Source organism: Schaalia sp. ORNL0103 (assembly GCF_019429565.1).
Taxonomy (GTDB): Bacteria; Actinomycetota; Actinomycetes; order Actinomycetales; family Actinomycetaceae; genus Pauljensenia.
Genome location: NZ_JAHXSA010000001.1, coordinates 949,073 through 974,757, shown reverse-complemented (window position 1 = coordinate 974,757; position 25,685 = coordinate 949,073). Strand labels below are relative to the sequence as shown.

The following is a 25,685-nucleotide window of genomic DNA, read 5'->3' as shown; positions in this document are numbered from 1 at the left end:
CACTGTCAGGCTCGGTGGACTACGCTTAACAACCGTGACGAACTTGTTGGCCTACGCAAAGCGCGTGCTCATCGGGCGCCCGATGCGATCGGACGCGATGGGCCACCAGCTTCTCCCCAAACGAATCGCCCTGCCGATCTTCGCGTCGGACGCGCTATCGTCCGTCGCCTACGCGCCGGACGAAGTCCTCCTCACCCTTGCGCTCGCCGGTTCGATGGCTGCGCTTCAGTCCGTGTGGGTGGGCGTCGTCGTCGCGATCGTGCTCGCGGTCGTGGTCGCGTCGTACCGTCAGACGGTGCACGCCTACCCGTCGGGTGGCGGTGATTACGAGGTCGTCACCACGAACCTGGGCCGTTCCTGGGGCCTGCTCGTGGCCTCGGCCCTGCTGGTCGACTACATCCTGACGGTCGCCGTCTCGATTTCGTCGGGAGCCAACTACATCACGACGGCCGTCCCGGCCCTCCTCGGCCATGAGGTGCCGATCGCGGTCGCTCTCGTCATCATCCTTGCCACTCTGAACCTGCGTGGCACGCGCGAGGCCGGTGGTGCGTTCGCCGTGCCCACGTATCTGTACATGGGGGCCATCGGCCTCATGGTCGTCGTTGGTTTCGCGAAGATGGCGACGGGACACCTCGGGGAGTCGCCCACCGCCGCCTACGACCTCGTGACTGCGCCCGGCCACGCGGACGGCCTGGCAGGGCTCGCGGGAGCCTTCCTGCTCATGCGCGCTTTCTCCTCGGGCTGCGCTGCACTCACCGGCGTTGAGGCCATCTCCAACGGCGTGCCCATGTTCCGCCGCCCCAAGTCCCGCAACGCGGCGACTACCCTGGCGATGCTCGGTCTGATTGCCGCCTCAATGATGATCTCGATCCTTGTGCTGGCGCGCGCGACCGGCGTGAAGATCGTCGACGATGCCGCGACCCAGCTGACCTACCAGGGCGCGCCCGTCCCGGAGAACACGCCCATTGATCCGGCAATCTCGCAGATCGCCTCCGCGGTGTTCGGTCAGGGATCGATCCTCTTCATCCTGATCACCGTTGTCACCGGCTTCATCCTGGTGCTCGCGGGCAATACGGCGTTTAACGGCTTCCCGACGCTGGCATCCGTCCTGTCGCGCGATTCCTTCCTGCCCCACCAGATGGTGCGCCGCGGCGACCGCCTGTCGTACTCGAATGGCATCGTCGTTCTGACAGTCGCCGCGATCGCGCTGATCGTCGGCTTCCAAGCGCAGACGACGCGCCTCATCCAGCTCTACGTCGTCGGTGTCTTCATTTCCTTCACGCTCTCGCAGCTGGGCATGATCAAGCACTGGAACCGGCAGCTGCGCACGCGCCAGTCCGGTCAGGAACGCAAGTCCGTCCTGCGCTCGCGCGCCGTCAACATCGTCGGCTTCATGATGACCGGCCTCGTGCTCATTATCGTCCTGGCCACGAAGTTCACGCACGGCGCGTGGATCACGCTACTGATGATCGCGATCGCGTTTGGTATCCAGATTTCGATCCACCACCACTACGAGACGATCCGCTCGCAGCTGCGCGTGGACGACTGGAATGCGCGCCGCGCCCTGCCGACCCGCGTGCGTGCCCTCGTCCTCGTGTCCTCCCTGTCCCGTCCCGCCATGCGAGCGATCGCGGCGGCTCGCGCGTCCTCGCCGACGTCGATCGAGCTCGTCTCCGTCGTCGCCGACGACGAGGAAGAAAACAAGATCCTCCGCCAGTGGAAGGCCTCCGGTGTTCCCGTGCCGCTGACGCTCCTCTCCGCGCCCTACCGTGACATCGCCTCAGTCATCCTCCAGTACGTGCGCGGGCGCCGTCGCGCGATGCCCACCGAGATGCTCGTGGTCTACATGCCGCAATTCCTCGTCTCTCACTGGTGGGAGAACTTCGTGCACAACCAGTCGGCCCTGCGCCTACGAGCCGCGCTCCTCGGCGTTCCCGGCGTGGTCATCACCGTCGTCCCGTGGCAGCTCGGCGAGGACGACGTCGTGGAAGGCCGTCAGCGCGTCAATGACCCGTTCTCGCGCGTCGCAGCACCGGCCTCCGGTGAGTCGAAGTCCCGCACTGAGCAGCCCGGCAGCACTCGCAGCGAAAGCCCCACCGAGGAGAACGAATGAGCCCCCGTCCGTCGCGCCGTCGTCCCTCTCCGCGCCGTCGCACGGCATCCGCTCAGCCCCGCGAGGGGATCGGCGAGGTCCTCCAGCTGAGTGTCGGCGAGCCCGCACACGGTGGCGCGTGTGTCGCCCGCGACGAGAGCGGGCGCGTCGTCTTCGTGCGCCACGCGGCACCCGGAGAGATTGTCCGCGCGCGGGTAACCGCCGTCCAGAAGAAGCTGGCCTGGGCGGATGCCATCGAGGTCGTCGAGGCCTCGGACGACCGCGTCGAGTCCGTCTGGCCCCAGGCCGGTCCGGGAGGCGTCGGTGGCGGCGAGCTCGCGCACCTGATGCCGGTCGCTCAGCGCGACTGGAAGTCCCGCGTGATTGCGGGGCAGCTGCGCCGCGTGGGCGGCGAGGTCCTGTTCGAGGCCGTGGAAGCCCTCGGTGGAGTACGTGTCGCTCCTGCGCCGGGCGACGAGGACCCGGGCGATCCGCTGACCGGCCGCCGCTCGCGCATCGACGTCGTCATCGACGCGGATGGTCGCGCCGGCATGCATGAGTTCCGCAGACGCCGCGTCATCGCGCTCGAGGACATGCCGCTTGCTGTGCCCGCGATCCGCGAGCTCGGACTGTTTGACGAGGGCACGCCGTGGCGTCGCCTATGGAAGCCGGGGGACCGCGTGCGTGCGGTAGCCCCCTCCGGCGGTGATCCCGTCGTCCTGATTGGCGAGGACACGTACGCCGCCGACGGCGTGCGCATCGACGCCGACGTGTTGCGCTGGAACGTGCCCGTCGGCTCCGGCGTCGAGTCGTACTACGTACGCCCCTCCGGTTTCTGGCAGACGCACGTGCGCGGTGCCGAGGTGCTCGCGAACGCTGTGCTGGCTGCTGCGTTCGGGGCAGGCGAGGCCGGTACTGGGCGCGCTGTCATGGAGCTGTACTCGGGTGCGGGGCTATTCTCCGTGCCGCTCGCGCGCGCCGTCGGAGAGACGGGGCGCGTCGTGACGCTTGAGGGTGACGAGGGTGCCGTGCGTGACGCCGGCGAGAACCTTGCGGCCTTCGACTGGGTGGACGCCTTCGCCGGAAATGTTGATCGCGAGGGAATCGTGGACCTGTCGGGCCAGCTGGGAGCCGTGCCGGACGTCGTCGTGGCCGACCCGCCGCGCGCCGGTGCGGGAGCCGAGGTGTGCGAGGCGATCGCCGCCACGGGTGCCCCTCGTGTCGTCCTGGTGTCCTGTGACCCGGCTGCGGGCGCGCGCGACCTGCGCACCCTTACCGAGGCCGGATACCGGCTCGAATCGCTGCAGGCGTGGGACCTCTTCCCGCACACCCACCACGTGGAAATGGTCTCGGCCCTTCGCCGCTAGCGGCTTCTCCTGCGCTCCTGCATGCGCGAGCCCCACGACGTCTGCGTGCGGGCCTCGATCGCGCGGCGCTGATCGCGGTACATGCGATTCACCAGGTCACGCTCGGACACCCATCCGACCACTCGGCGATCCGTATCCACGACGGGCAGAGACTGCAAGCCCGTGCGCCGCAGCGCCCCGAGAACCTCGGACGGGGGAGCGGAGGCTGCCACGGCCTCGTCGATGAGAGGCAAATCCGACAGGGGTGCGTCGAGGGATCCGTCCTCCTGCGTGAGCTCAGCGAGGCGCAGCGAGGACACGAGTCCGACGAAGCGGTGCTCCTCGTTCACGACGGGCAGCACCGTCTCCTTTGTGCGGCGCAGGGCGGCAATCGCTGACGCGGCGCTCGCCTCACACGGGAGTGTCTCGGGAGCCTCAGTCATCCACTCGGACGCCGCACGCGTCCCGAGCAGCGTCCCCTCGACGGGGTCGTCGAGGATATCGCCGCGCCGGCGCAGCTTCTCCGTGTAGATCGTCGCGCGGGTGAGGAAACGCGAGGCGCCCGTCGCGATCACGACCGCGAGCATCATCGGCAGGATCAGCGAGAACTGGCCGGTCATCTCCACGATGATGAGGACCGCCGTCATCGGGGCACGCGCGGCACCTGCGAAAGCAGCGCCCATGCCCACCACGGCGAAAACGCCGACGGGAGAATCCGACACGGGAGCGACGAGGTCTCCGAAGGCGGCGCCCGCCATCGCGCCAATGAACAGCGTGGGCGCAAAGACGCCGCCCGAACCGCCCATACCAATCGTGAACGACGTGAACACAGCGCGGCCCAGCATGAGGGCCAGCAGGAACGCGATCGAGTAATTCCCCGCGATCGCCTCCTCCTCAAGCGGATAGCCCGAGCCGTACATGTAGGGGAAAGCAACGAGAGCTGCGCCGAGGGCGAGGCCGAGCACACCCGGACGCGCCCACTCGGGCAGGTGCGTGCGTTCCCACAGCCAGTCGATTGCGTCCTCCGCGGCGTACAGGAGCTTGGAGAAGCCGAGGCCGCACAGCCCCGCAACGAGGCCGAGGAGCGCCACCCACCAGATGTCCGACATCGACGCGAACGTCAGGTTGTCGGCGACGCGAATGACCATCTCGTCGCCCTGCAGGATGCGCGCGACCACCGACGAGGTCACGGCTGAGAGAACGACAAAGCCGAAGGTCTCCGCCGTGAACTCGACGAGGATCACCTCGAGGGCGAACACCGCGCCCGCGAGGGGAGCGTGGAACGTGGCAGCGATGCCGGCCGCCGACCCGCACGAGGCCAACAGAACCACGCGGGAGACGGGCATGCGCAGCCACGACGCGATGGTGGATCCCAGCGACGCGCCCACCTGCACGATCGGGCCCTCGCGTCCCGCCGATCCACCCGAGCCGATGGTCAGGGCCGAGGCCAGGATCTTGACGATGGCGACGCGCCCAGGGATACGCCCACCCTTACGGCGCACCGCGAGCATCACCTCGGGGATGCCGTGTCCCTTCGCCGAGGGGGCGAAACGCTGGATGAGTGGCCCGTACAGGAGGCCGGCGATCGCGGGGGAGAGAAGCAGGAAGAGCCACGGTGCCCATCCCCACACGCCGTGCGACTGACCGACGTGGGTCGTGTACTCGTCGAAGCCGGTGGAGACCCACGTCCACGCGCGAATCGCGAGGTTAAAGACGACGGCTGCCGCGCCGACGACCGCGCCAACGAGTGCGGCTGCAACGCCGAGCAGGGAACGATGTGCGGCGACCGTATGGCCGACGCGCAAGCGAGTCCCCGCAGCCGGTTCCTCTGGCTGCGGGGACTGACTAATGGGTGTCACAGGTTTGCGATCTCCACGTGAATGGGGGCGTCAATGGCGATGCCCCAGACGGTCCTGTAGAAAGCCAGCTCCGACTGCCACGCATCCTTGATGTTGATGGCTGAGCGGAAGCGGTGTCCCTCTCCCTGGTAGAGCTTGAGGGCGACCGCGTTGCCGTTGGCGCGCAGCGCCTCGTACATCTCCTGGGCCTGCGAGGCGGGAACGACCGGGTCGTCGGTGCCCTGCAGAAGCATGAGCGGCGCCTTAATCTCACCGACACGGTTGATGGGCGAGCGCTGCGCCCACACCGGGTCGGAGGTGTCGTCGGTGCCGAGCAGAATTCCGTCGTAGTGCGACTCGAACTTGTGGCTGGTTTCCTTCAACTTCACCAGGTCGGCGATGCCCGAGAACGACGCGCCGGCGGTGAACACATCGGAGGACGCAAGCGCGTTGAGCACGGTGAAGCCACCGGAAGAACGACCACGGATCGCGATTCGTTTCGGATCGACGCGGCCCAGATCGATGAGGTACTGAGCGCCGTCGACGCAGTCCTGAACGTCCATGACACCCCAGTTGCCGTTGATGCGCTCACGGTAGGGACGGCCGAAGGACGTCGACCCGCGGAAGTTCACGTCCAGAACTGCAAAGCCGCGGCTGGTCCAGTACTGGAAGGGAACCTGCAGGCCCGGGCGGGCGGCTTCAGTCGGTCCGCCGTGCACGTTGACGATGAGCGGGGGCAGCTCGCCCTCGGGGGCGGCGAACTCGGGGTTCACGGGCGCGTAGTAGAAACCGTGAGCTTCCTCGCCATCCGAGGTCTTCCACGTGAGCATCTCGGCAGTGGAGACGAGAGCGGTGGGCACCTCGGCCTCCGACGAGGGACGCAGCACCTTGGTCTTACCGCGCGACACCTCGATGATCGCGGGAGTGTGCGTCGCGGAATCCGCGAGGAAGACGACGCGACCATCCGCTGCGGCGACGTTACCGATCGGCCACCAGCCGGTCGCCCACTCCTCGGCCATGCCGTTGTCGATGCGCACGGTACCGATGTGCCAGACCTGGTCCTCGGCCCACGAGCACACGAGGTAGTCGTTGTCGTAGTTGTCGTAGGAGTGCAGGCCCAGCTGCCAGTGCGGGTGCGAGAACGCGTGAGGTCCCGGGTGCAGCGCGCGAGTGCGCAGACGCGAGGTCCAGGCGTTCGGATCCTCGCCCTCCTGCCACACGAAGCCCTGGGTGCGGTACAGGTTTGCCCAGCCGGAGGAGTCATCCACGTGGATGAGATCGCCGTCAAGCGTCCAGCGCGGCTCGTAGACGCACACGCCCGGGCGATCCACCAGGACGACCTCCTGATCGATCGTACCCTCGAAGGTCAGGGACGCGACGCGCAGCTGAGAGTACGTCCACGGCATGTTCGGGTGGTTCCACGTGATCCAGGCGATCTTAGTGCCGTCGGGGGAGACCGTCGGAGCCTGAGCGAAGTCGGTGCCCTCGAACACCGTGATGATCGCGCTGTCGTCGCGGGCGGCGGAGCCATCGAGAGGAATAGCGACAATCTTGTTAACGGGCTCGCCCGGGGCGGAGTGATCCTCGGCCACCGCGTACACGAGGTCGCGCACGTCGGCGATCCAGAAGTCGCCGTAGCGGACCTTCGACAGGGTCGTCAGGGGACGCACGACGCGGCGCGGATCGGCCGTGTCAAAGGCGTAAACGCGGCCGTCGGTCTGATCGGAGAACACGATGACGCCGTGGTGAACGGCGTATGCCTTGCCGCCGTACTCGTGCACGCGCGTGCCGACATCGGGCAGGCGGGAACCGTCGATGAGAGGCAGAACCTCGCCCGTTTCCCCCGTGCCGCGACGGCGCAGCAGCGTCGCACGTCCGCCCTGGCGCGGATGCCCCTCGACCCAGTAGGTGTCGGGTCCGTCGACGCGAACCTGGGAGAGCGTGACCGAACGGGCAGTGAAAGAATCGCCCGAAATGGGGGACTTCCACAGGCCGTGGGGTGCGACGGTGACGGACATAGTGCCTCCTTAAGCGGTACGGCGAGCCAACACCACCTATCTTAGTGCGCGCGCTTGTCGCCTGCGCGGGCCGAACGTACCTGACATGCACTTTGATCTGTAGATGAGACGCTTCGGCAACTACACTGGTTCTCATGTCTGGAACACGAGAGTCACGCGACCTGCTGTCGCGCTGCAGCGCACCGCGGGAGCTGCGTCGCCTGGAACGCGAGCAGCTGGACGAATTGGCGGCGGAGATTCGCGCGTTCCTGATTGACAACGTGTCGCGAACGGGCGGGCATCTCGGCCCGAACCTGGGCGTCGTCGAGCTGACGATCGGCCTGCACCGGGTGTTCCGCTCCCCGCAGGACACGATCATTTTTGACACCGGCCACCAGGCGTACGTGCATAAGCTCCTCACCGGACGTCAAGATTTCTCGTCGCTGCGTTGCCCGGGAGGCCTGTCCGGCTACCCGTCGCGCGGTGAGTCTGAGCACGACGTCGTCGAGTCCTCGCACGCGTCGGCGTCGATCGCGTGGGTGGATGGCATCTCGCGTGAGAAGCATCGCCAGGGGGATCGCACCTGGACCGTGGGTGTCATCGGCGACGGCGCGCTGACGGGAGGCCTCGCCTGGGAGGCACTCAACAACATCGCGACGGCAAAAAACCGCCGCATCATGATCATCGTCAACGACAACGGTCGTTCCTATGCGCCGACGATCGGCGGTCTCGCGGCCCACCTGGACGCGTTGCGCACCTCCGCCAGATACGAGAAGGCCCTGGCGTGGGGCAAACAGCACCTGTTGAGCCACGGTACGCCGGGACGCGCGGCCTACGACGCGCTGCACGGCCTGAAATCGGGCATCAAGGACGCGCTGATGCCCCAGGTCATGTTCGAAGACCTGGGCCTGAAGTACATCGGCCCCGTGAACGGCCACGACATCGCGGCGGTCGAGACCGCTCTGCGCCGTGGTCGCTCCCTCGACGAGCCTGTCCTCGTCCACATGATCACCGAAAAGGGCCGCGGCTACACGCCGGCCGAGGAAGACATCGCTGACCGCTTCCACGCGGTCGGCCCGATTCACCCTGAGACCGGGCTTCCGGTCGCCCCCGAGCGCTTCGGGTGGACGGGAGTCTTCGCCGACGAGATCTGCGTTCAGGCCGCCACGCGCGACGACATCGTCGGCATTACGGCCGCGATGATGCGTCCCGTGGGCCTTGGCCCCATGCACGAGGCCTACCCGGGTCGCGTGATCGACGTCGGCATCGCCGAGGCTGAGGCCGTCGCCTCCGCCGCCGGCATGGCCTACCAGGGCGCGCACCCCGTCGTCGCGCTCTACGCGACCTTCCTGAACCGAGGCTTCGACCAGCTTCTCATGGACGTCGCCCTCCACCGCGCGGGCGTCACGTTCGTACTGGACCGCGCGGGCGTGACGGGCGCGGACGGCGCCTCGCATAACGGTGTCTGGGACATCGCGATGTGCTCGATGATCCCGGGCCTGCGTCTGGCAGCTCCCCGCGACGAGCAGACGCTGCGCGCACGCCTTCGTGAGGCGCTCGATGTCGATGATGCTCCCACCGTCATCCGGTATCGCAAGGGATCGCTGCCCGAGCCCATGCCAGCACTACGCAGCGTTGGGAGAGTGGACATCCTCTTCGACGAGGCAGTGGCTGATTCACGCGCTCGGGTGCTCATCGTGGGCACCGGCGCGTGCGCGCCCGATGCGATCGAGGCCGCGCGCCGCCTGGCTAGCGATGGAGTGAGCGTCACGGTCGCGGACCCGCAGTGGATGATCCCCATCTGCCCGGATCTGGCGACGCTGGCGCGGGACTACGACTGCGTCGTGAGCGTCGAGGACGGCATCGTCCAGGGCGGTTTCGGCTGGTCGCTGCGCGACGCGGTCGCGGAGACGGGTGTTCCCGTGCGCTGCCTGGGCGTGCCGCAGGGATTCCCCGAGCACGGCGACCGCGCGGCCATGATCGCGCAGTTCGGCTTCGACGCCGACGGCATCGAACGCGCGGCCCGCGAGCTCGTCGAGTGAATCGGCGAGCGCTAGATTATTCGAATCAGACGCCGAGCGCGTCGCAAATCGGGTCGAGCGTCAGATCGATCTGCCAGTCGCGCGCACCGCGATTGACCATACGCTCCTCAACCTCATCACCCGACGGGCGCGTCGGATCCAGGGGAGCCCACGCGAGGTAGCGCTGCACCTGGGGAGCGAGCACAACCTCGGGTGCCAGACCGAGACTCGACGCGACCGAAGCGACCGCGTTACGCACCGTTCCCAGGCGCGCGGCCGAGGCCTCGTCAATGCGATTCCAGTGGCGCGGTTCCGGGATCGAACCCGGCTGCACGGGCTTGCGCTTGGGAGGCAGCTCGTCCTCCGTCATGGCGGCCACGCTGGCGAGGGCTCGCATCCACTCCTCCTCGTACTGGCGGGCAACGGGGGAGCGGAACTCGCTGATGCTCATGAGTGCGCGTTTGTTGCGCGGAGGATTCGAGGCCGCGCGCACGAGTGCGGCGTTACGGACGAGGCGACCGGGGCTCAGGTCGATGCGCTGGGCGATCGATTCGCGCGTCTCCCACAGAGCCTTGAGGACCGCGAGGCCGCGGCGAGAACGGATCTTGCCTGCGCCGGGCACAGAACGCCAGCGATCGGGCTTCGGACCGGGAGGGGTGACCGACAGGGCGTAGGCGAACTCCTGCTGCGCCCACTCCCAACGGCCCATCTCGTCGAGCCGCTTCGAGAGCCGATAATAGAGCTCCGTCAGCAGCTCGACATCGAGGGCGGCGTAGCGCAGCCACTCCTTCGGCAGGGGACGCACCGACCAATCCGAGGCCTGATGATCCTTGACGAGGCCCAGGCCGAGCACCTGCTCGGCGACGGCCGCCAGGCCGAAACGCTCCAGGCCGATGAGGCGCGCCGCGATCTCTGTGTCGAACAGGGAGGAGGGGCGCAGTCCAACCTGGCGCAGATTCGGCAGATCCTGGAGGCAATCGTGCAGCAGCCACACGTCCTCCACGCCCGGCTGCAGCACGGACAGGTCCGGCAGTGCGTGTGTGTCGATGAGGAACGTGCCCACGTCCTCGCGGCGAATCTGCACGAGGTAAGGATCGGAGCCGTAGCGGAAGCCCTGAGCCCGTTCCACGTCCAGGGCGATCGGAGCCGAACCAGCGCTCAGTGCACGAGCTGCGGCCTCAAGATCCTTCTGGGTGTCAATGACGGCGGGGGTCCCCCCACGCGGCTGCGCAATGAGCTCAGGATTATCCGTATCGCCCTGCGGCAAACCGCCGCCATTGTTGACCAGCACTCAGACTCCTTCGAGATGACGGGCAGGCACGATTCCTGCCGTCCGACGCATGACATCCGCCCAGCCGGACAGATGCTCACCAAGATACTCACTGTTGGGCGTCCACGAGGCGCGCACATCGACGAACAGAGACGATCCTCGCAGTTCAAGACCACCGAAGGCCTCGCTCATTTCGCGCGTCACGGTGCCCGTAATGTCGTGGAATCCAGCTCCCGCAGTCTCCAGGCAGTCGAGCATCCAGCCCCACACGCCCTCCGACAGCATCGGATCGCCGATCATCTCGGCATCGACTTGTGCGCGCAGCTGGCATACGACTCGGAACGTACCGTTCCAGCCGATTTGCTCCACGGGGTCGTGCAGGATGACCATACGACCAGTCGACAGGGGCTGTCCGGCCTCGTCCTCGTCCGTGGTTCGCATCGCGAGCGCCGCCGTAAAGGGGGCCAAACGACGAGGTGGGGGAACTTCCTCGAGGAGTATGTGCGGCAGGTGGTCCGCCTGTCGCAGGGACAGCAGAGCCCGCATAAACTCCTCGGGCACCGCGTTTTCATTCACAAATCAAATCGTACGGGTGTCCATGCGCCTTTTGGTCCAGACGCGCCGCCAACCTTCATGTCGATAAGTAGCGGGTACGCGTGGCTCGTCACGGTCGATGTTGCTCCGGCGATTCCAAGCGGCGGGGGTTGCGCAGGATGAACGAGGTGCGCGGCCCGACGTGCACGATGTCGCCCGAGTGGTACTCGTCGCGATCATCGTCACCAGCCGTGTCGACGACGGTGTGCCAGATGTGCCCATACTTCGCGTCAGGGAGCGTGAAGTCGACGGGCTCCGGAGCGGCGTTGAGCAGCAGCAGGAAATCGTCGTCGAGGATGCGGCGACCGTTCGCGTCGGGCTCACGGATGGCATCGCCGTTGTAGAAGACCATCGTCGAGCGCGCCCACGGCTGGTTCCATTCCTCTTCCGTCATGTGAGTGCCCGCCGGGGTGAACCATTCGATCTCGCCGAGCTCGGACTCACCGCCGCGCTGCGCGGGCCCCTCCAGGAAACGCCGGCGGCGCATCACCGGGTGATCACGTCGCAGGTGGATGAGATGGCGGGTGAAACGCAGGAGCTTGTAGTCGTGCTCATTCAAATCCCAGTTGATCCACGAGAGCTCGTTGTCCTGGCAGTACACGTTGTTGTTGCCCCGCTGAGTGCGGCCCAGCTCGTCGCCGTGAGCGATCATCGGCACACCCTGCGAGAACATGAGGGTCGTCAGGAAGTTGCGCTGCTGGCGGTAGCGCAGCTCGATGATCTCCTCGTCATCCGTGTCGCCCTCGACGCCGCAGTTCCATGAACGGTTGTCGTTCGCGCCGTCCGCCCCGCCCTCGAGGTTCGCCTCGTTGTGCTTCTCGTTGTAGGACACGAGATCGCGCAGGGTGAAGCCGTCGTGGGCGATGACAAAGTTGATGGAGGCCATCGGCTTGCGGCCGGTCGTCCCGTAGAGGTCGGAGGAGCCGGCCAGTCGGGAGGCGAAGTCGGGGAGCGAGGAGAACTCGCCGCGCCAGAAATCGCGCACCGTGTCGCGGTACCTGCCGTTCCATTCGGACCACAGGGGAGGGAAGCCGCCAACCTGGTAGCCGTCCGCACCCACGTCCCACGGCTCCGCGATGAGCTTGACCTGCGAGACCACGGGGTCCTGGTGGATGAGATCGAAGAAAGCGGAGAGTCGGTCGACCTCGGCGAACTGGCGAGCCAGGGTGGAGGCAAGATCGAAGCGGAAGCCGTCCACGTGCATCTCCGTCACCCAGTAGCGCAGCGAGTCCATGATGAGCTGAAGGACCTGCGGAGAGCTCATGAGGAGGGAGTTGCCCGTGCCCGTCGTGTCGAAGTAGTGCTGGCGATCCCCGTCGACGAGGCGGTAGTAGGAGGGATTGTCGATGCCGCGGAAGGACAGAGTCGGGCCCATGTGGTTGCCCTCTGCCGTGTGGTTGTAGACGACGTCGAGGATGACCTCGATGTTAGCCGCGTGCAGGGCCTTGACCATCGCCTTGAACTCAGAGACCTGTGCGCCGGGGTCCTTTGTAGCCGCGTAACCGTTGTGCGGGGCGAAGTAGCCGATCGTGTTGTAGCCCCAGTAGTTCGACAATCCCTTGGCCTGGAGCGTCGTATCGTTCGTGAACTGTTGGATCGGCATGAGCTCGACCGTGGTGATGCCGAGCTTCGTCAGGTGCTCGATGATCGCCGGGTGCGCCATGCCGGCGTAGGTGCCGCGCAGCTCGTCCGGGATTTCTGGGTGGCGCATCGTCATGCCCTTGATGTGGGCCTCGTAGATGATTGACTCGGAGTAGTCGTGGCCCGGGCTGCGGTCGCCCTCCCAGTCGAAGAAGGGGTTGACGACGACGGAGTGCATTGTCGCGTCGGCGGAATCGCCGCCCTTGAGCGTGAGAGGATCGTCGGCCTGATAGGAGAGGAGGTCGAGAGAATCCTTCAGCTGGCCCTCGATCGCCTTCGCATAGGGGTCAAGAAGAAGCTTCGAAGGGTCACAACGCAAACCGTTCTGCGGATCCCAGGGGCCGTCGATACGGTAGCCGTAAAGCTGGCCGGCACGCACCTGTGGAACGTAGACGTGCCACACGTAGGCGTCGACCTCCGTCATGGGGATGCGCATTTCATTGAGGTCGTCGTCCAAGAGGCACAGCGTCACAGACGTTGCGACCGAGGAGTAGATCGCGAAGTTCGTTCCGGTTCCGTCAAAGGTGGCACCAAGGGGGTAGGCCTTGCCAGGTCGCGTTTCCATACCGACAAGCCTCGCACGAATGTGTATCGATTGGGCGATAATCCGCCCGAAAATGAGCGTGTGACTTGGATAACGGGGGTTTGGTTTTGCGTTCTGGCCAGATCTTCTGTTAAGGTTTTACCCGTTGCGAAGAACGGTTGACGTTCTGAGAAACGCGGATGTGGCTCAGTTGGTAGAGCATCACCTTGCCAAGGTGAGGGTCGCGGGTTCGAGTCCCGTCATCCGCTCGGGCGATTGGCGCAGCGGGAGCGCGCTTCCCTGACACGGAAGAGGTCACTGGTTCGATCCCAGTATCGCCCACGGTCATCCTGGTAACAGGATTGGCGGGCTATAGCCCGGCCGCACAAGCGGTTCACGCGGATGTGGCTCAGTTGGTAGAGCATCACCTTGCCAAGGTGAGGGTCGCGGGTTCGAGTCCCGTCATCCGCTCTCAATCGGGAATCCACTCGATCCCATTGGGTGTGGTGGGTTGGCCGAGAGGCGAGGCAGCGGCCTGCAAAGCCGTATACACGGGTTCGAATCCCGTACCCACCTCGGGCGATTGGCGCAGGGGTAGCGCGCTTCCTTCACACGGAAGAGGTCACTGGTTCGATCCCAGTATCGCCCACCACTAAGTCGGATCAGATGATCCGGCTTTTTTGTTTATGAAGCTCTCGTCGTTTGTCGGCGGGAGCTTTTCTGTTTGTGTTCTGTTGGAGTCGGTGTGTGGCGGCGCAGTTTGCCGAGGCGTGCTAGCTGCCTATCCTCCTCACTGCGCACGTGGGCCCGATGATATGCGCGTGGGCAGCGCCGCCCACGCGCATATTCAGCGGTTCGGGTGCGTATTTAGCGGTGCGAGTGCGAGCTACATGCCAGGCCGGGCGCCGTTGTGCCCAACAAGTAGACCGCCTCAGTGGCAACATGCCGAAGTGAGGGTCCTCATGCTGCAAAACCGCCGTCATCACGCCTGGCGTCATGCTGCCTAGCTGGTGCGGTGCTGTCCGGCTAGGCGCAGTTTATCGTCGATAGAGCGTCGCCGGCTAAGACGGGGTGTGTCATGGTCGGCCGACTCCGTGACGAGGCTTGTGACGGATGAGGTGTTACACCCGATCGGGAAGATTCAACCCCTTCTGATCGGGTGGAATCTTCCCTAACGGGTTGAATGCTCCCGATCAGGTGGAATGTTCCCGATGGGGCGCATCCTGTCTGAGGAGCTGTGGCGTGAGCGCGCCAGCCCAGCGCCACGGTCCTTGACGTTGTTAGGGGCCGAATCATGACCAACGCGTTTTGTCCTATATACCGTGTGATCTGGGGTGGTCGCCTCTGAGTGCGAGCCCCGGGCTTGCGTGTCGTGTGGGAAACCTCTGCCGCTTGAGCATTTACTGAACGAGCGGTGAGTTTGTCGGCCTTGTGCGACCATTGTTCGGCCTCTGGACGACACGCCCGAGCAGCAAATTTGTCAGTTTATAAATTAGTCCGACAAATCGGCGACGTTTGCTTTTGTCGCCCGTGTTAGTTGTGGTGCCTGGGGAACTAATCGCTCTGATTCTTGACCAAATTGCAGGTGATTGGCATAGACTGGTGCGGTATGCGGCGACGCCGTCGCACATCCCGTTGACAGGAGTTTTCTATGGCTGCCCTGAAGCGCCGTCACTTCGGTGTTCTTCTTGCGACTTTCGCATTGGTTTTGAGTTTCTTTGGCCTGGCGCAGTTTGTCGGCGCTCAGGCTCCTGCATCTGCGGCCCCCCTGAGCTGCCCCGAGCCGACCACGAATGTGAGCAACAAGGTCACCTTGGATTGGGACAATGCTCAGCTCGTCGACCACGCCGGTCGTGAGACCAAGGCTGTGGGCGACTGGTGGGACCTTGGCATTAAGCTGCCGTGGAAGACTGACGGCCGTGTGAAGGCCGGCGACTACTTCACTTACGATGCCTCGATCGTGAACTCGGCGACGGGGGAGAGCGTTCTGCGCCCGAACGTTGCCCGTAAGTTTGAGGTCATCTCTAACAACGGTGTCGTCGTCGGCTGCGGTACCTGGGGTGCTGACGGCATGGTGACCGTCGTCTTCAATGAGAAGGTCGAGTCTGCCGCGCAGTGGTATGGCCATGTGTCCACCAACGGCCTGACCCACTACACCGGTCCTGGCGGTGAGAAGTACAAGGTCAAGCTCGGCAAGAAGGTCGAGCGCGAGATCGACATGCTGCGCCGCACCCCCGGCGTGCCTCGCTACCAGAAGGACGGCTGGCTGAACCTCGCTGAGGATAAGGATGGTGACGAGAACAAGGCCATCATGTGGCGCGTTGTCTTCCCTGCTGGCGACAAGGCCGTGACCGGTGCGTCGATTGTCGACGAGGTCCCTGCGGGCTCCAACTGGAGCTTTAACTGCGACGTCGTCAATGAGTACACCAAGAAGCACACTTTCCTGGTGACCGACCCGACCACCTCTGAGGGGCTCCGCCAGGACAATGACACTTCGAAGGGTGCCTTCGGTGCTGCCGCGCAGGTCGAGTGCTCCTCCTCCAAGGTGACCGTCACGCTTGCCGAGATTCCTGCGAACCAGTCCGCCATCATCCTGCTCCCCGCCCGCATCGAGGGTGCGAAGCGCGCTGGTGACGTCGTGGGCGTCTTCTCCAACACCGTCAACTTCAACGTTCCCGGTGGCAAGGTCGTCGAGCCCATTACGAAGACCCTCCACTACGGCGCGGCTGCCGACGCGTACGCTCACCAGACCTTCTCTGTGACCAAGAAGGTTGAGGGTGATCTGCCCGAGTCCGCCCAGGACCTCGAGTACCCGCTGACGATCACCCTGAAGAATGACACTGATCCCTCGGTGAACAAGACCTTCGAGGCCTCCGTCAAGGCTGGGGAGACCTACACGTACCCCACGTCTCTCCCGCTGGGTACCGTCGTGACCGTTGCTGAGGGCGATCTGCCCGCCGGTGTCGGAATCACCTGGGTCGACGGCGAGAGCCGCGTCTTCGAGACTGCCGATGGCGTGACCCTCTCCGCGGACAACCGCGAGGCCACCTTCACGCTGAGTGATGATCGGGTCTACTCGCTGACGCTGACCAACACGGTGGCGCCGGCCCCGACCCCGACCCCGTCCGACACTCCCTCTATGCCCGCTCCGACCCCCTCGGCTACTCCTTCGCCCGCTCCTAAGCTGGCCAAGACCGGTACTGACGCGGCAGGCCTGGGTGTCCTGGCTGGAATCGTCGCGATTGCGGGCCTGTCTCTCGTGGCGGCCAAGCGCCGTAGCCGCTGATGACGATGAACCCCTGAGGTGCATGAGCGCCTGAGGGTGCACAGTGGGCGGGATGAGCAATGCTCATCCCGCCCACTTCTTTGTGCGTGCTTTCTTAGTTGCGGATCATTCGTGTGGTGGGAGGGATGTAGGGCATGTGGACAAAAGTCCTGTCAAAAGATGAGTGGATGAAACTCCTGCTGTCAATGTCGCGCAGGGGAGTGGTGGACTATGTTGTGGTAACCAATCGGGTGCGGTTGCTCGCGAGGCCTATTGTGGCTTGTGGGAGCCATTTGATGGTGCGGTGCCATGGTGGGGCGCGCGTGGAGCGACGGCGGGTGGTTCACACTTAGGCGGGCTTGAGATGGGCAACGAAGCATGAAAGTGTGACGAACGGCATCCTTTTCTGAAATCCGCGTTTTTGCTGGTCAAATGCGTCTGACCTGCTGTGCAGGAAATTTAATTGGATCAATTACGCGTTCGTTTACAGCTCAGTGTATATGCAGGTTGGAGCTGTTTGACAATGAGATTATATTTGAGTAGTTTGTTGCTAATTCTCTGATCGGTGGACTTTTTGCTCCGTTACTCTATAATTATGACCTTGAGGCGATACCGTCTCATGTCCATCGACAGGAGTTTTTTTATGGTTGCGTTGAAGAGTAGGCGGCTTAGCGCACTTCTTGTAGCTTTTGCCCTGGTGTTGAGCTTCTTTGGTGCTCTGCAGCTGTTGACGACCCGCACCGCGTCGGCCACGGCGCTCGCGTGCCCCGCCCCCACGACGAACGTCAACAACAAGGTTGACCTTGACTGGGATAACCTGCAGCTGGTCAATCCCCAGGGTGCAGAAGCGAAGACAATCGCGAACCTGTGGGACGTCGGCGTCAAACTGCCGTGGAAGACGAACGGTGCTGTGAAGGCCGGCGACTTCTTCACCTACGACGCGACCGTCGCCGAGGCGAACACGGGTCAGCCGATCCTGCGCCCCACCACCGAGCGTACCTTTGACGTCCGTTCCGCAACCGGCGTTGTCATCGGCTGCGGCACCTGGGGGACCGACGGTATCGTCACCGTCGTCTTTAACGAGAACGCCGACTCGGCCGCCGAGTGGGCGGGCTCCGTGACGACGAGCGCCACGATTCAGTACACCGGCCCCGCCAACGAGAATTTCGTGGTGCAGGTCGGCAACAAGGTGGTCTCGCGCAAGGTCAACATGGTCGTGCGCCCCACCGGTGAAGCTCGCACTGTCAAGGAGGGCTGGATTGGCCTGAACGACAGTGAGGATGGCGATGAGAACAAGGCCATCATGTGGCGTGTGATCCTGCCGGCCGGTGATAAGGCCGTGACCGGTGCGTCGATCGTCGACGAGGTTCCCGCCGGTGAAAAATGGAGCTACGACTGCGCCACGGTGACGGACTACGTCAAGAAGCACACCTTCGTCGTCGTCGATCCGACCACGCCCGAGGGTAAGCGCCAGAGCAAGGACACCTCGAACGGTGCCTTCGGTACTGGTTCGACGGTCGAGTGCACTCCCCAGAAGCTGACCGTGACGTTCCCTGAGATTCCTGCGAACCAGTCGGCGATCGTCGAGATTCCGACTCGCGTCGAGGGCGCCAAGCGCGCTGCCGACATCGTCGGTAAGTTCTCCAACACCGTGGAGTTCAACGTGCCCGGCAAGAAGGTTTCCCCCGTCACGAAGGTGGTGCGTTTTGGCGCCGTTGCGGATGCCTTTGCCCACCAGACGTTCTCGGTGACCAAGAAGGTTGACGGCGAGCTCCCCGACAACGCGAAGGACCTCGAGTACACCCTCAACATCACGCTGAAGAACGACGCCGATCCGTCGGTCAATAAGACCTACCAGGCGACCGTCAAGGCCGGTAAGAGCTACAGCTACCCGGGCGCCCTCCCGCTGGGCACCGAGGTGACCATCTCCGAGGGCGACCTCCCTGCAGCCGATGGCGTGACCTGGAACGAGGCCGAGAGCCGCGTGTTCGATACCGCGCAGGGCGTGACCCTCAAGGCCAACAACCGCGAGGCGACCTTCAAGCTCAGCGAGGATCAACTCTTTGCGCTGAACCTGAACAACAAGCTGGTCCCTACGCCTAAGCCCACGCCGACCCCGACGCCCACGCCGACGCCGACCCCGACGCCCACGCCGACGCCGACCCCGACGCCCACGCCGACGCCGACCCCGACGCCCACGCCGACGCCGACCCCGACGCCGACCCCGACGCCGACCCCGACGCCGACCCCGACGCCGACCCCGACGCCGACCCCGACCCCGACCCCGACCCCGACGCCGACCCCGACGCCGACCCCGACGCCCACGCCGACGCCGACCCCGACGCCGACCCCGGAGCCCACTCCGACCCCCTCGGAGTCTCCGAAGCCCACCCCCACGCCTTCGGAGTCCCCGACGCCGGAGCCGACCCCGACGCCTTCGACGCCTCCGGCTCCGCGCCTGGCGAAGACCGGTGCTGATGCTGCGAATGTCGGCGTCCTGGCCGGAATCGTGGCCCTTGCGGGTGGATCGCTCGTCGCCGTCAAGCGTCGTCAGCGCTGACCCGATGAACGTGCCTCTCGCGGCTCCGGACCGGTGACGCGAATGCGCGAATCATGCGGAACACGCGGGTGGGAAGACTTGGTCTTCCCACCCGCGTGTTCTACGTGCGTGAAGCAGCTGTACTGAGACCGGAAACCACTAATCGTGCAAAAAGAACGACGGTCATTCGCCGATGGTCGGGGTGTTGCTCACAGAGCGCAGCGCCACCTTGCATTGAGCCCGATGGCGCCTTGGGCAGTTCCTCGTGGTTCTATCCAGCGAGGAGATATACTCGAGCCTCCCACGGCTTCAACGGTGTGGTAACAGTGGGTTCGCTCTGTATGCGGTCGCCGGCGTCATCCGTCTCGACGAACGACGTGTCCGTATTGCCCAGGTAGAGGCGCCACGGCAACGAAGCCACGGCCTCGTCCTCCGGAGAGAACAGGGGAGCATGGCGCTGACCGGACAGATTGACCATCACGAGGACGTCCGAACCTGGAGCGCTGCGCCGATAGACGAAAAGCGCAGGCGCTGAGGCATCTATCCGTGAGAACGTTCCATCGGTCAGCGCGGGGATGACGTGGCGAGCACTGATGAGCGCGCGGTAGTACGTCAGAATGGACTGGGGATCATCCGCTTGCGCTGCGACGGTGATGTGCTCAGCGGAAGCGGGTACGCCAATCCAGGGGACTGCTTCAGAGAAACCGGCAGCGGGGGAGGAGTCCCACTGCATCGGGGTCCGGCCGTTATCTCGTGACATTGCGGCGAGTCCCTCGGGGACCTTTTCGATCCCCAGGCGCTCCATGTATGACACGGATTCGACGTCACGGAAATCGGCTTCGGTCGTGAAGTCGCCGCCGAGCATGCCGATCTCTTGGCCCTGATAGATGAAGGGGGTGCCGCGCTGGAGGAAATAGGCGGTCGCCAGGGCGGTTGCCGATTCGTACCAGTAGTGTGACGGATCCCCGAAACGGGACACCGAGCGCGGCTGGTCGTGGTTCTCCAGGTACAGCGCGTTCCATCCGCGCACCCCGAGCGTGTCCTGCCAGCGAGTGAGAACATCCGCCAGTTCCCCGGGTGCCAGCTGGCGGGGTAAGAATTTTCCGTTTTCGAGGCCGAGGTTGACGTGCTCGAACTGGATGAGCATGTTGAACTCGCGGCGCTCGGGATCGCAAAACAGCAGTGCGGTCTTGGGGGATGCGTTCGAGGCCTCACCGACCGTAAACGACCCCGGATGGTGAGCGAACGTCCGTTCGTGCATCTCCTGCAGGAACTCGTGAAGACGAGGCCCGTCCGCGAAGCATTCGTGGCCGACCCCAAACGGCGGGCGGGGCGGGCCGCCATCGGGCAAGCCCGGTAGCTTCGAAATAACGTCAATCGCGTCGACACGGAAGCCGTCGACGCCCCGGTCGAGCCACCAGTTCATCATGTCGTAGACGGCGTCACGAACCTGCGGGTTCTCCCAGTTCAGATCGGGCTGCTCGCGTGCGAAAAGATGAAGGTAATACTGGCCCGTGGATGCGTCATACTCCCACGCCGGCCCGCCGAAAAACGACTCCCAGTTTGTCGGCTCAGCACCTGGAGCACCAGGCTCGAAACCAGGGCGCGGATCCCGCCAGTAGTACCAGTCTCGACGCTCCGAGTCGACGCTCGACGCTGACTCAACGAACCAGGGGTGCTCGATCGACGTGTGGTTGACAACGAGGTCCATGACGATGCGCATGCCCAGGTCGTGGGCGCGCGTAACGAGCGCATCGAAAGCCTCGAGATCTCCGAACAGCGGATCGACGTCGCGGTAGTCCGAGATGTCATAGCCGTTATCCGCCTGAGGGGAGCGGTAGATCGGGGATATCCACACGATATCGACACCCAGCTCAGCGAGGTAGTCGAGGCGGCGGATAATCCCCGCAAGGTCTCCGAGTCCATCCCCGTTCGTATCCTGGAACGAACGGGGATAGACCTGGTACAGCACGGCGTTCTTCCACCAGGGCTGCGCTGCGTAGCGCTTTTCAGGAAGCAGCTCGGGGTGGATGATCATTGCGCTTGTCGGTTGTACGGTTTAGTAGGCGTCGATAGAAGCCCACGCCTCGTACAAGCCATTCTCCTGGTGGTAGACGACTGTGCACGTGAAGTCGAAGGTGCCGCTCTTGCCCGTGAGAAGAGTGCCGTTGAACTGGCCCTTCGATAGGTACTGAGGACGTCCGCTCGAATCCACGCCGTCACGCTCGACTGTCCAGTTGTCAAGCTTGCCCTGCTGGACCGTCTGCGATAGTGCGGACTTACATTCAGACTTGACGCCGTATTCCTCATCGGAGCTGACGCTCCCGGAAGAACCCGTACCCTGGGTCGGTGCGGGGCTGGGCTTTGTGCTGACGGGCGGCGTGGACTGGGTCGGTGCAGGGGCGGGAGTCATGGGAGCCGACGGGCTGGGCTCCGCGGAAGGAGCGGACGTGGGCGCTGCGCTGGTCGGAGCGCTCGGCGAGGCCGATGCCTCGTCGGTGGAGGAATCGTCCTTGGTCAGGGCCCAGATCGCGACGCCAGCGACCAGGATCACGACCACCACAGCTGCAATGATGCCGATGATCAGCCCGGTCTTCGACTTCTTCTCCGGCGCTCCACCGTACGGGGCGCCCGGGAACTGGCCCTGCTGGTAGTAGCCCTGCTGAGGCTGCTGGGCGTATCCCTGCTGCTGCGGGTACCCTTGCTGCTGATATCCGCCTGCGGTGGGCATCTGCTGGGTGTACTGCTGCCCGGCCGGATACTGGCCGTTTCCGCCAGCAGGCTGCTGGTTGGGGCTGTAGGGGTTCGACATTGGTGCTCCCGTTTGTGGTTCGATAGGTTGAGCCGGTCTCCAAGGTGAACGCAACGTGCGTTGAAGGTAGCTCGTGAACGTGACGGCTTAGGCTTCTTTGTAGGTTATCCAGCCAGTGTAGTCGTTCATGTCTTTAATGTAGTAGCCGTTACATGTGAACTCCCAACGTCCGCTCTTGTTCGTTGAGGTTTCGGTTCCGCTGACGATCCCGGTGTAGATTTGCTTCTGGCCGTTGGGGAGGACCTCCGGCTGCGTAAAGTTCTCATTCGAGATGTTGGCGTTTGAAAACTTCTTATTGATTTCCTCTTTGCACATCGAGGCAACCCGCTGCTGCATGTCACCTTGTCCGGCGCTCCCATTCCCCGGAGCGGTCCCCTGCGACGGGTTGGTACCCACAGGCGGCTGCATCGGGTTGGTGCCCGCCGCAGGGCCGGAGCCCTGAGAAGGAACCCCCGGCATAGTGGGTGAATCAGCGACTGAGTCAGAGTCGTCCTTGTTCAGTGCCCAGATCACGATGCCGGCGATGATAGCGACGACCAGGACTGCTGCGATGATACCGACGATGAGGCCCGTCTTTTTCTTCTCCGGCGCTCCACCATAGGGAGCGCCCTGGAACTGGCCCTGAGGGTAGTAGCCCTGCTGAGGCTGCTGCCCGAAGCCCTGAGGCTGACCGTAGCTGCCAGCGCCAGGCATCTGCTGGCCGGGCTGCTGGCCGTAACCGGCGCCGAACTGCTGCCCGGTTGGGTACGGACCGTTGCCGGGCATTGGCTGCTGGTTGGGGTTGAAGGGGGTGGACATGGGGACTCCCTCGGTCTATCGGAAACTGTCAGTGCGCGTGCGCTGCAGTGGAGTTGTCGTGCTCGACGAGGTCACAGTGCTGTGTCTCAGTAATCTTTGACGTTAATGGCAGCTTTGAAACTCTTTGAGCTGACGAAGTAGGCGACATCACAGGTGAAAGGAGCGTTGACGTTCTGCTTCGTTGCCTTGCGCGTACCGGTGAGTGTGCCTTTGTACATCCACGCCCGGGTACCATCGGCGGCGGTATTCGTCCACTCGAGCTTTACATCAGAGACGCTTGCATTCGTGTAAAAATAGTCGAATTCCTTGTTGCACTCGGCGAAGGCCTGCTGGTCAAGGTCGGAGTTAGAGCCGCCACCAGGGGCTGTATCCTGCGAGGGGTTGGTACCCACCGGGGGCTGCGAGGGGTTGGTACCCACCGGGGGCTGCGAGGGGTTGGTGCCCGCGGGCGGCTGCGAGGGGTTGGTGCCGCCAGGTGCGGAAGGGTTGGTCCCTGCCGCGGGAGCCGAGGTGCTCGGGGCGCTCTGGGCAGCATCAGTGTCGGAAGAGTCGTCGCCGGACATGAACCACCAGATGGCGACGCCGGCGGCAATGAGCGCAACCACGACGGCTGCGACGATCCCGATGATGAGGCCCGTCTTTTTCTTTGCCGGCTGCCCGGTTGGGTACGGACCGTTGCCGGGCATTGGCTGCTGGTTGGGGTTGAAGGGGGTGGACATGGGGACTCCCTCGGTCTATCGGAAACTGTCAGCGCGTGTCAGTAGGTTTCGGGGATGACGACAGCGGAGTATTCCTTCGTGCTCGAGAAGTAGAACACGGAGCACGTGAACCGGGTCGTGACAGGCTTGTTCGTGATAGTGCTTGTTCCGGTGACGGTACCGGTGTAGTCCCACCACTTAGTCTCACCGTAGCTTTCCTTCAGTTCCAGCTTCGTGTCCGAGACGTTTGCGTTCGTGTAGTCGCTGTTGATTTCCTTCGTGCACTCGGCGATGGCCTGCTTCTCCATGTCAGGATCAGAGCCGGCGCCAGGACCCGTGCCTTTAGAGGGGGACGTACCCGCGGGAGGCTGCGAGGGGTTGGTACCGACGGGAGGCTGCGAGGGGTTGGTACCGACGGGAGGCTGCGAGGGGTTGGTGCCCACGGGGGGCTGCGACGGGTTTGCGCCCGCGGACGGGGCAGCGGCACTCGGGGCACTCTGGGCAGCATCGGCGTCGGAAGAGTCGTCGCCGGACATGAACCACCAGATGGCGACGCCGGCGGCAATGAGCACGACCACGACGGCCGCGATGATGCCGATGATGAGGCCAGTCTTCTTCTTTGCCGGCTGATCGCCGCCCGGGGCGCCCGGGAACTGGCCCTGCTGGTAGTAGCCCTGCTGGGCCTGCTGGCCGTAGCCCTGAGACTGACCGTAGGCCCCCAGGGCGGGCATCTGCTGGGTGGGCTGCTGCCCGTAACCGCCCATGGTGGGCATCTGCTGGGTGGGCTGCTGCCCGAAGCCACCTTGCTGGTATCCGCCCTGCTGGGGGTATCCACCCTGCTGGGGCTGGTAAGGCTGCTGATTCTCGGGAGAATAGGGCGTGCTCATGATGTACTTCCGTGTTGGTGAGAGAGGTCTCAGGGAACGTTCTGTATCCTACCAGGCGCTAGGCTTGTGGCATGACGATCGACTATCTGACTCAGACGCGACCGCTGATGCCCCGCGAAGACATCCTGCCCGTCATTATCGGAGGAGACTTCGGAGTCTACGGAATTGGGCGTTGTTTCAACGAAGCGTTCGGTTGTCGGTGCATCTGCGTGGGATCGCAGCCGACCGAGTCGATCACGCGTTCGCACTTTTTTGATGTCCGCCACGTGAGCGCCCATGCGAGTGACGCACAGCTCCTGGACGTCCTTATGACCATTGCGGGTGAGCATTCGGACAAGAAGCTCATCCTGATGGCCAACCACGACATCTTCTCGGCGTTCGTCGCCCGGAACATGGAGACGCTCTCACGCCACTACGCGCTGCCGTTCCCCACCGAGGAGGTCATGGATCGACTGACCGACAAGGCAGAATTTGCTCGTGCGTGCGAGCGTGCGGGGATTGCCACGCCGGGGACGGTCGAGGTCGATTTCTCCGGAGCGGAGGACGAGGCCTGGGCCGCTCCTGAGATTCCCTTCAGTTTCCCCGTGGTTGCTAAGTCTGCCAAGGGTGAGCCCTACGATGTGCTCGAGTTCGAGGGCAAGCGCAAGATCTGGTTCATCGACACGGCCGAGGAACTCACTCAGCTGTGGGGGACCCTGAAGGCTGCGGGTTTCCGCGATACCTTCCTGGTGCAGGAGTTGATTCCCGGCGATAACACCGCGATGCGCTCGATCACGGCGTACGTAGACTCGCGCGGAGAGGTGACCCTGATCGGGTCGGCGCGCGTCCTCCTCGAAGATCACGCGCCCACGATGATCGGAAACCCCGTCGCGATGATCACCGAGGACTTCCCGACGCTGTGGCGCGATGCCTGCGCCCTACTGACCGAGAACGGCTACCGCGGTTTCGCGAACTTCGACGTGAAGATCGATCCCAGGGACGGGCGAGCGCTCTTTTTTGAGGTGAACCCGCGTATCGGTCGCAACAACTGGTACATGGCCGCCGCCGGCGCGAACCCGATGATCCCGATGGTCGAGGACCTTATTGACGGCAAGGCCTGCGAGCAGACCCAGGCGACCGACGAGATCCTCTACACCCTCGTTCCCGATTCGCTCCTCCTTCACTACATCACGGACCCCGAGCTGCGCGCGCGCGTCAAGCGCATCATCCGCGAGGGGCGTCGTTTCGACCTGCTCCTCAACCCAACCGAGAAGGACCTGCGCCGCAACCTCACCGTGTGGCTCCAGAAGCAGAACCACAGGCGTAAGTTCGCCCGCTACTATCCGGAACCCACCGAGACGTCCTACTGACGTCACGCCCCTTCC

16 protein-coding genes and 5 tRNA genes are annotated in these 25,685 nt (G+C 64.4%); 11 read left to right on the top strand and 10 right to left on the bottom strand.

Features of this window, described 5'->3' with window-relative positions:
* Positions 1-34 precede the first annotated feature (34 nt).
* Complete coding sequence (locus JJJ16_RS04330; RefSeq protein WP_219751510.1) at positions 35-2,113, top strand: APC family permease; 2,079 nt, start codon at positions 35-37, stop codon at positions 2,111-2,113.
* A complete protein-coding gene (locus JJJ16_RS04325) occupies positions 2,110-3,459 on the top strand; it encodes a class I SAM-dependent RNA methyltransferase (protein ID WP_219751509.1) in 1,350 nt (449 codons plus the stop codon). The genes JJJ16_RS04330 and JJJ16_RS04325 overlap by 4 nt, the downstream gene beginning before the upstream one ends.
* Here the strand turns inward: JJJ16_RS04325 and JJJ16_RS04320 are convergent.
* Both JJJ16_RS04320 and JJJ16_RS04315 read right to left on the bottom strand, forming a co-directional pair.
* A complete protein-coding gene (locus tag JJJ16_RS04320; RefSeq protein ID WP_219751979.1) occupies positions 3,456-5,243 on the bottom strand; it encodes a chloride channel protein in 1,788 nt (595 codons plus the stop codon). The two genes, JJJ16_RS04325 and JJJ16_RS04320, sit on opposite strands and share 4 nt — an antisense overlap.
* A gap of 50 nt (positions 5,244-5,293) precedes the next feature.
* On the bottom strand, positions 5,294-7,294 hold the full coding sequence (locus JJJ16_RS04315) for an alpha/beta hydrolase family protein (RefSeq protein ID WP_219751508.1): 2,001 nt from the start codon (positions 7,292-7,294) through the stop codon (positions 5,294-5,296).
* Between the two features lie 134 nt (positions 7,295-7,428).
* Here JJJ16_RS04315 and dxs point away from each other — a divergent pair, with 134 nt between their 5' ends.
* Positions 7,429-9,315 carry a 1-deoxy-D-xylulose-5-phosphate synthase gene (gene dxs, locus JJJ16_RS04310; protein ID WP_219751507.1) on the top strand — a complete coding sequence of 629 codons (1,887 nt, stop codon included), beginning with the start codon at positions 7,429-7,431 and terminating at the stop codon, positions 9,313-9,315.
* Positions 9,316-9,340: 25 nt separating this feature from the next.
* Here dxs and JJJ16_RS04305 read toward each other — a convergent pair whose 3' ends face one another.
* From JJJ16_RS04305 to glgX, 3 genes are all read right to left on the bottom strand, one after another.
* On the bottom strand, positions 9,341-10,585 hold the full coding sequence (locus JJJ16_RS04305; protein ID WP_219751506.1) for an HRDC domain-containing protein: 1,245 nt from the start codon (positions 10,583-10,585) through the stop codon (positions 9,341-9,343).
* Complete coding sequence (locus JJJ16_RS04300; protein WP_034465050.1) at positions 10,586-11,110, bottom strand: DUF3000 family protein; 525 nt, start codon at positions 11,108-11,110, stop codon at positions 10,586-10,588.
* A gap of 118 nt (positions 11,111-11,228) precedes the next feature.
* Entirely contained in the window at positions 11,229-13,364 is a 2,136-nt protein-coding gene (gene glgX / locus JJJ16_RS04295; RefSeq protein WP_219751505.1) for a glycogen debranching protein GlgX, read from the bottom strand.
* A 154-nt stretch (positions 13,365-13,518) separates the two neighbouring features.
* On the opposite strand from glgX, the gene JJJ16_RS04290 reads away from it, so the two are divergent.
* The 7 genes from JJJ16_RS04290 to JJJ16_RS04260 all read left to right on the top strand — a co-directional run bounded on the left by JJJ16_RS04290 (position 13,519) and on the right by JJJ16_RS04260 (position 19,147).
* A tRNA-Gly gene (locus JJJ16_RS04290) sits at positions 13,519-13,591 on the top strand.
* Position 13,592: 1 nt separating this feature from the next.
* Positions 13,593-13,664: transfer RNA gene (locus JJJ16_RS04285), tRNA-Val, on the top strand.
* A gap of 56 nt (positions 13,665-13,720) precedes the next feature.
* Positions 13,721-13,793 (top strand) — tRNA-Gly (locus JJJ16_RS04280).
* A gap of 34 nt (positions 13,794-13,827) precedes the next feature.
* Positions 13,828-13,898 (top strand) — tRNA-Cys (locus JJJ16_RS04275).
* A gap of 1 nt (position 13,899) precedes the next feature.
* Positions 13,900-13,974: transfer RNA gene (locus JJJ16_RS04270), tRNA-Val, on the top strand.
* A gap of 999 nt (positions 13,975-14,973) precedes the next feature.
* Entirely contained in the window at positions 14,974-16,608 is a 1,635-nt protein-coding gene (locus JJJ16_RS04265; RefSeq protein WP_219751504.1) for a DUF5979 domain-containing protein, read from the top strand.
* Between the two features lie 622 nt (positions 16,609-17,230).
* Positions 17,231-19,147: a DUF5979 domain-containing protein gene (locus JJJ16_RS04260; RefSeq protein WP_219751503.1), complete on the top strand. Its 1,917-nt coding sequence runs from the start codon at positions 17,231-17,233 to the stop codon at positions 19,145-19,147.
* A 250-nt stretch (positions 19,148-19,397) separates the two neighbouring features.
* On the opposite strand, the gene JJJ16_RS04255 is transcribed toward JJJ16_RS04260, so the two are convergent.
* The 5 genes from JJJ16_RS04255 to JJJ16_RS04235 all read right to left on the bottom strand — a co-directional run bounded on the left by JJJ16_RS04255 (position 19,398) and on the right by JJJ16_RS04235 (position 24,321).
* Entirely contained in the window at positions 19,398-21,164 is a 1,767-nt protein-coding gene (locus JJJ16_RS04255) for an alpha-glucosidase (RefSeq protein ID WP_219751502.1), read from the bottom strand.
* A gap of 21 nt (positions 21,165-21,185) precedes the next feature.
* Positions 21,186-21,938 (bottom strand): adventurous gliding motility protein AgmX, encoded by a 753-nt coding sequence (locus JJJ16_RS04250; protein WP_219751501.1) that lies wholly within the window; start codon positions 21,936-21,938, stop codon positions 21,186-21,188.
* A gap of 87 nt (positions 21,939-22,025) precedes the next feature.
* Positions 22,026-22,736 (bottom strand): hypothetical protein, encoded by a 711-nt coding sequence (locus tag JJJ16_RS04245; RefSeq protein WP_219751500.1) that lies wholly within the window; start codon positions 22,734-22,736, stop codon positions 22,026-22,028.
* Positions 22,737-22,822: 86 nt separating this feature from the next.
* Entirely contained in the window at positions 22,823-23,455 is a 633-nt protein-coding gene (locus tag JJJ16_RS04240; RefSeq protein WP_225904986.1) for a hypothetical protein, read from the bottom strand.
* Positions 23,456-23,493: 38 nt separating this feature from the next.
* Complete coding sequence (locus JJJ16_RS04235; protein ID WP_219751499.1) at positions 23,494-24,321, bottom strand: hypothetical protein; 828 nt, start codon at positions 24,319-24,321, stop codon at positions 23,494-23,496.
* A 71-nt stretch (positions 24,322-24,392) separates the two neighbouring features.
* Between JJJ16_RS04235 and JJJ16_RS04230 the strand changes: the two genes are divergently transcribed.
* Positions 24,393-25,670 carry a carboxylate--amine ligase gene (locus JJJ16_RS04230; protein WP_219751498.1) on the top strand — a complete coding sequence of 426 codons (1,278 nt, stop codon included), beginning with the start codon at positions 24,393-24,395 and terminating at the stop codon, positions 25,668-25,670.
* Positions 25,671-25,685: the final 15 nt, after the last annotated feature.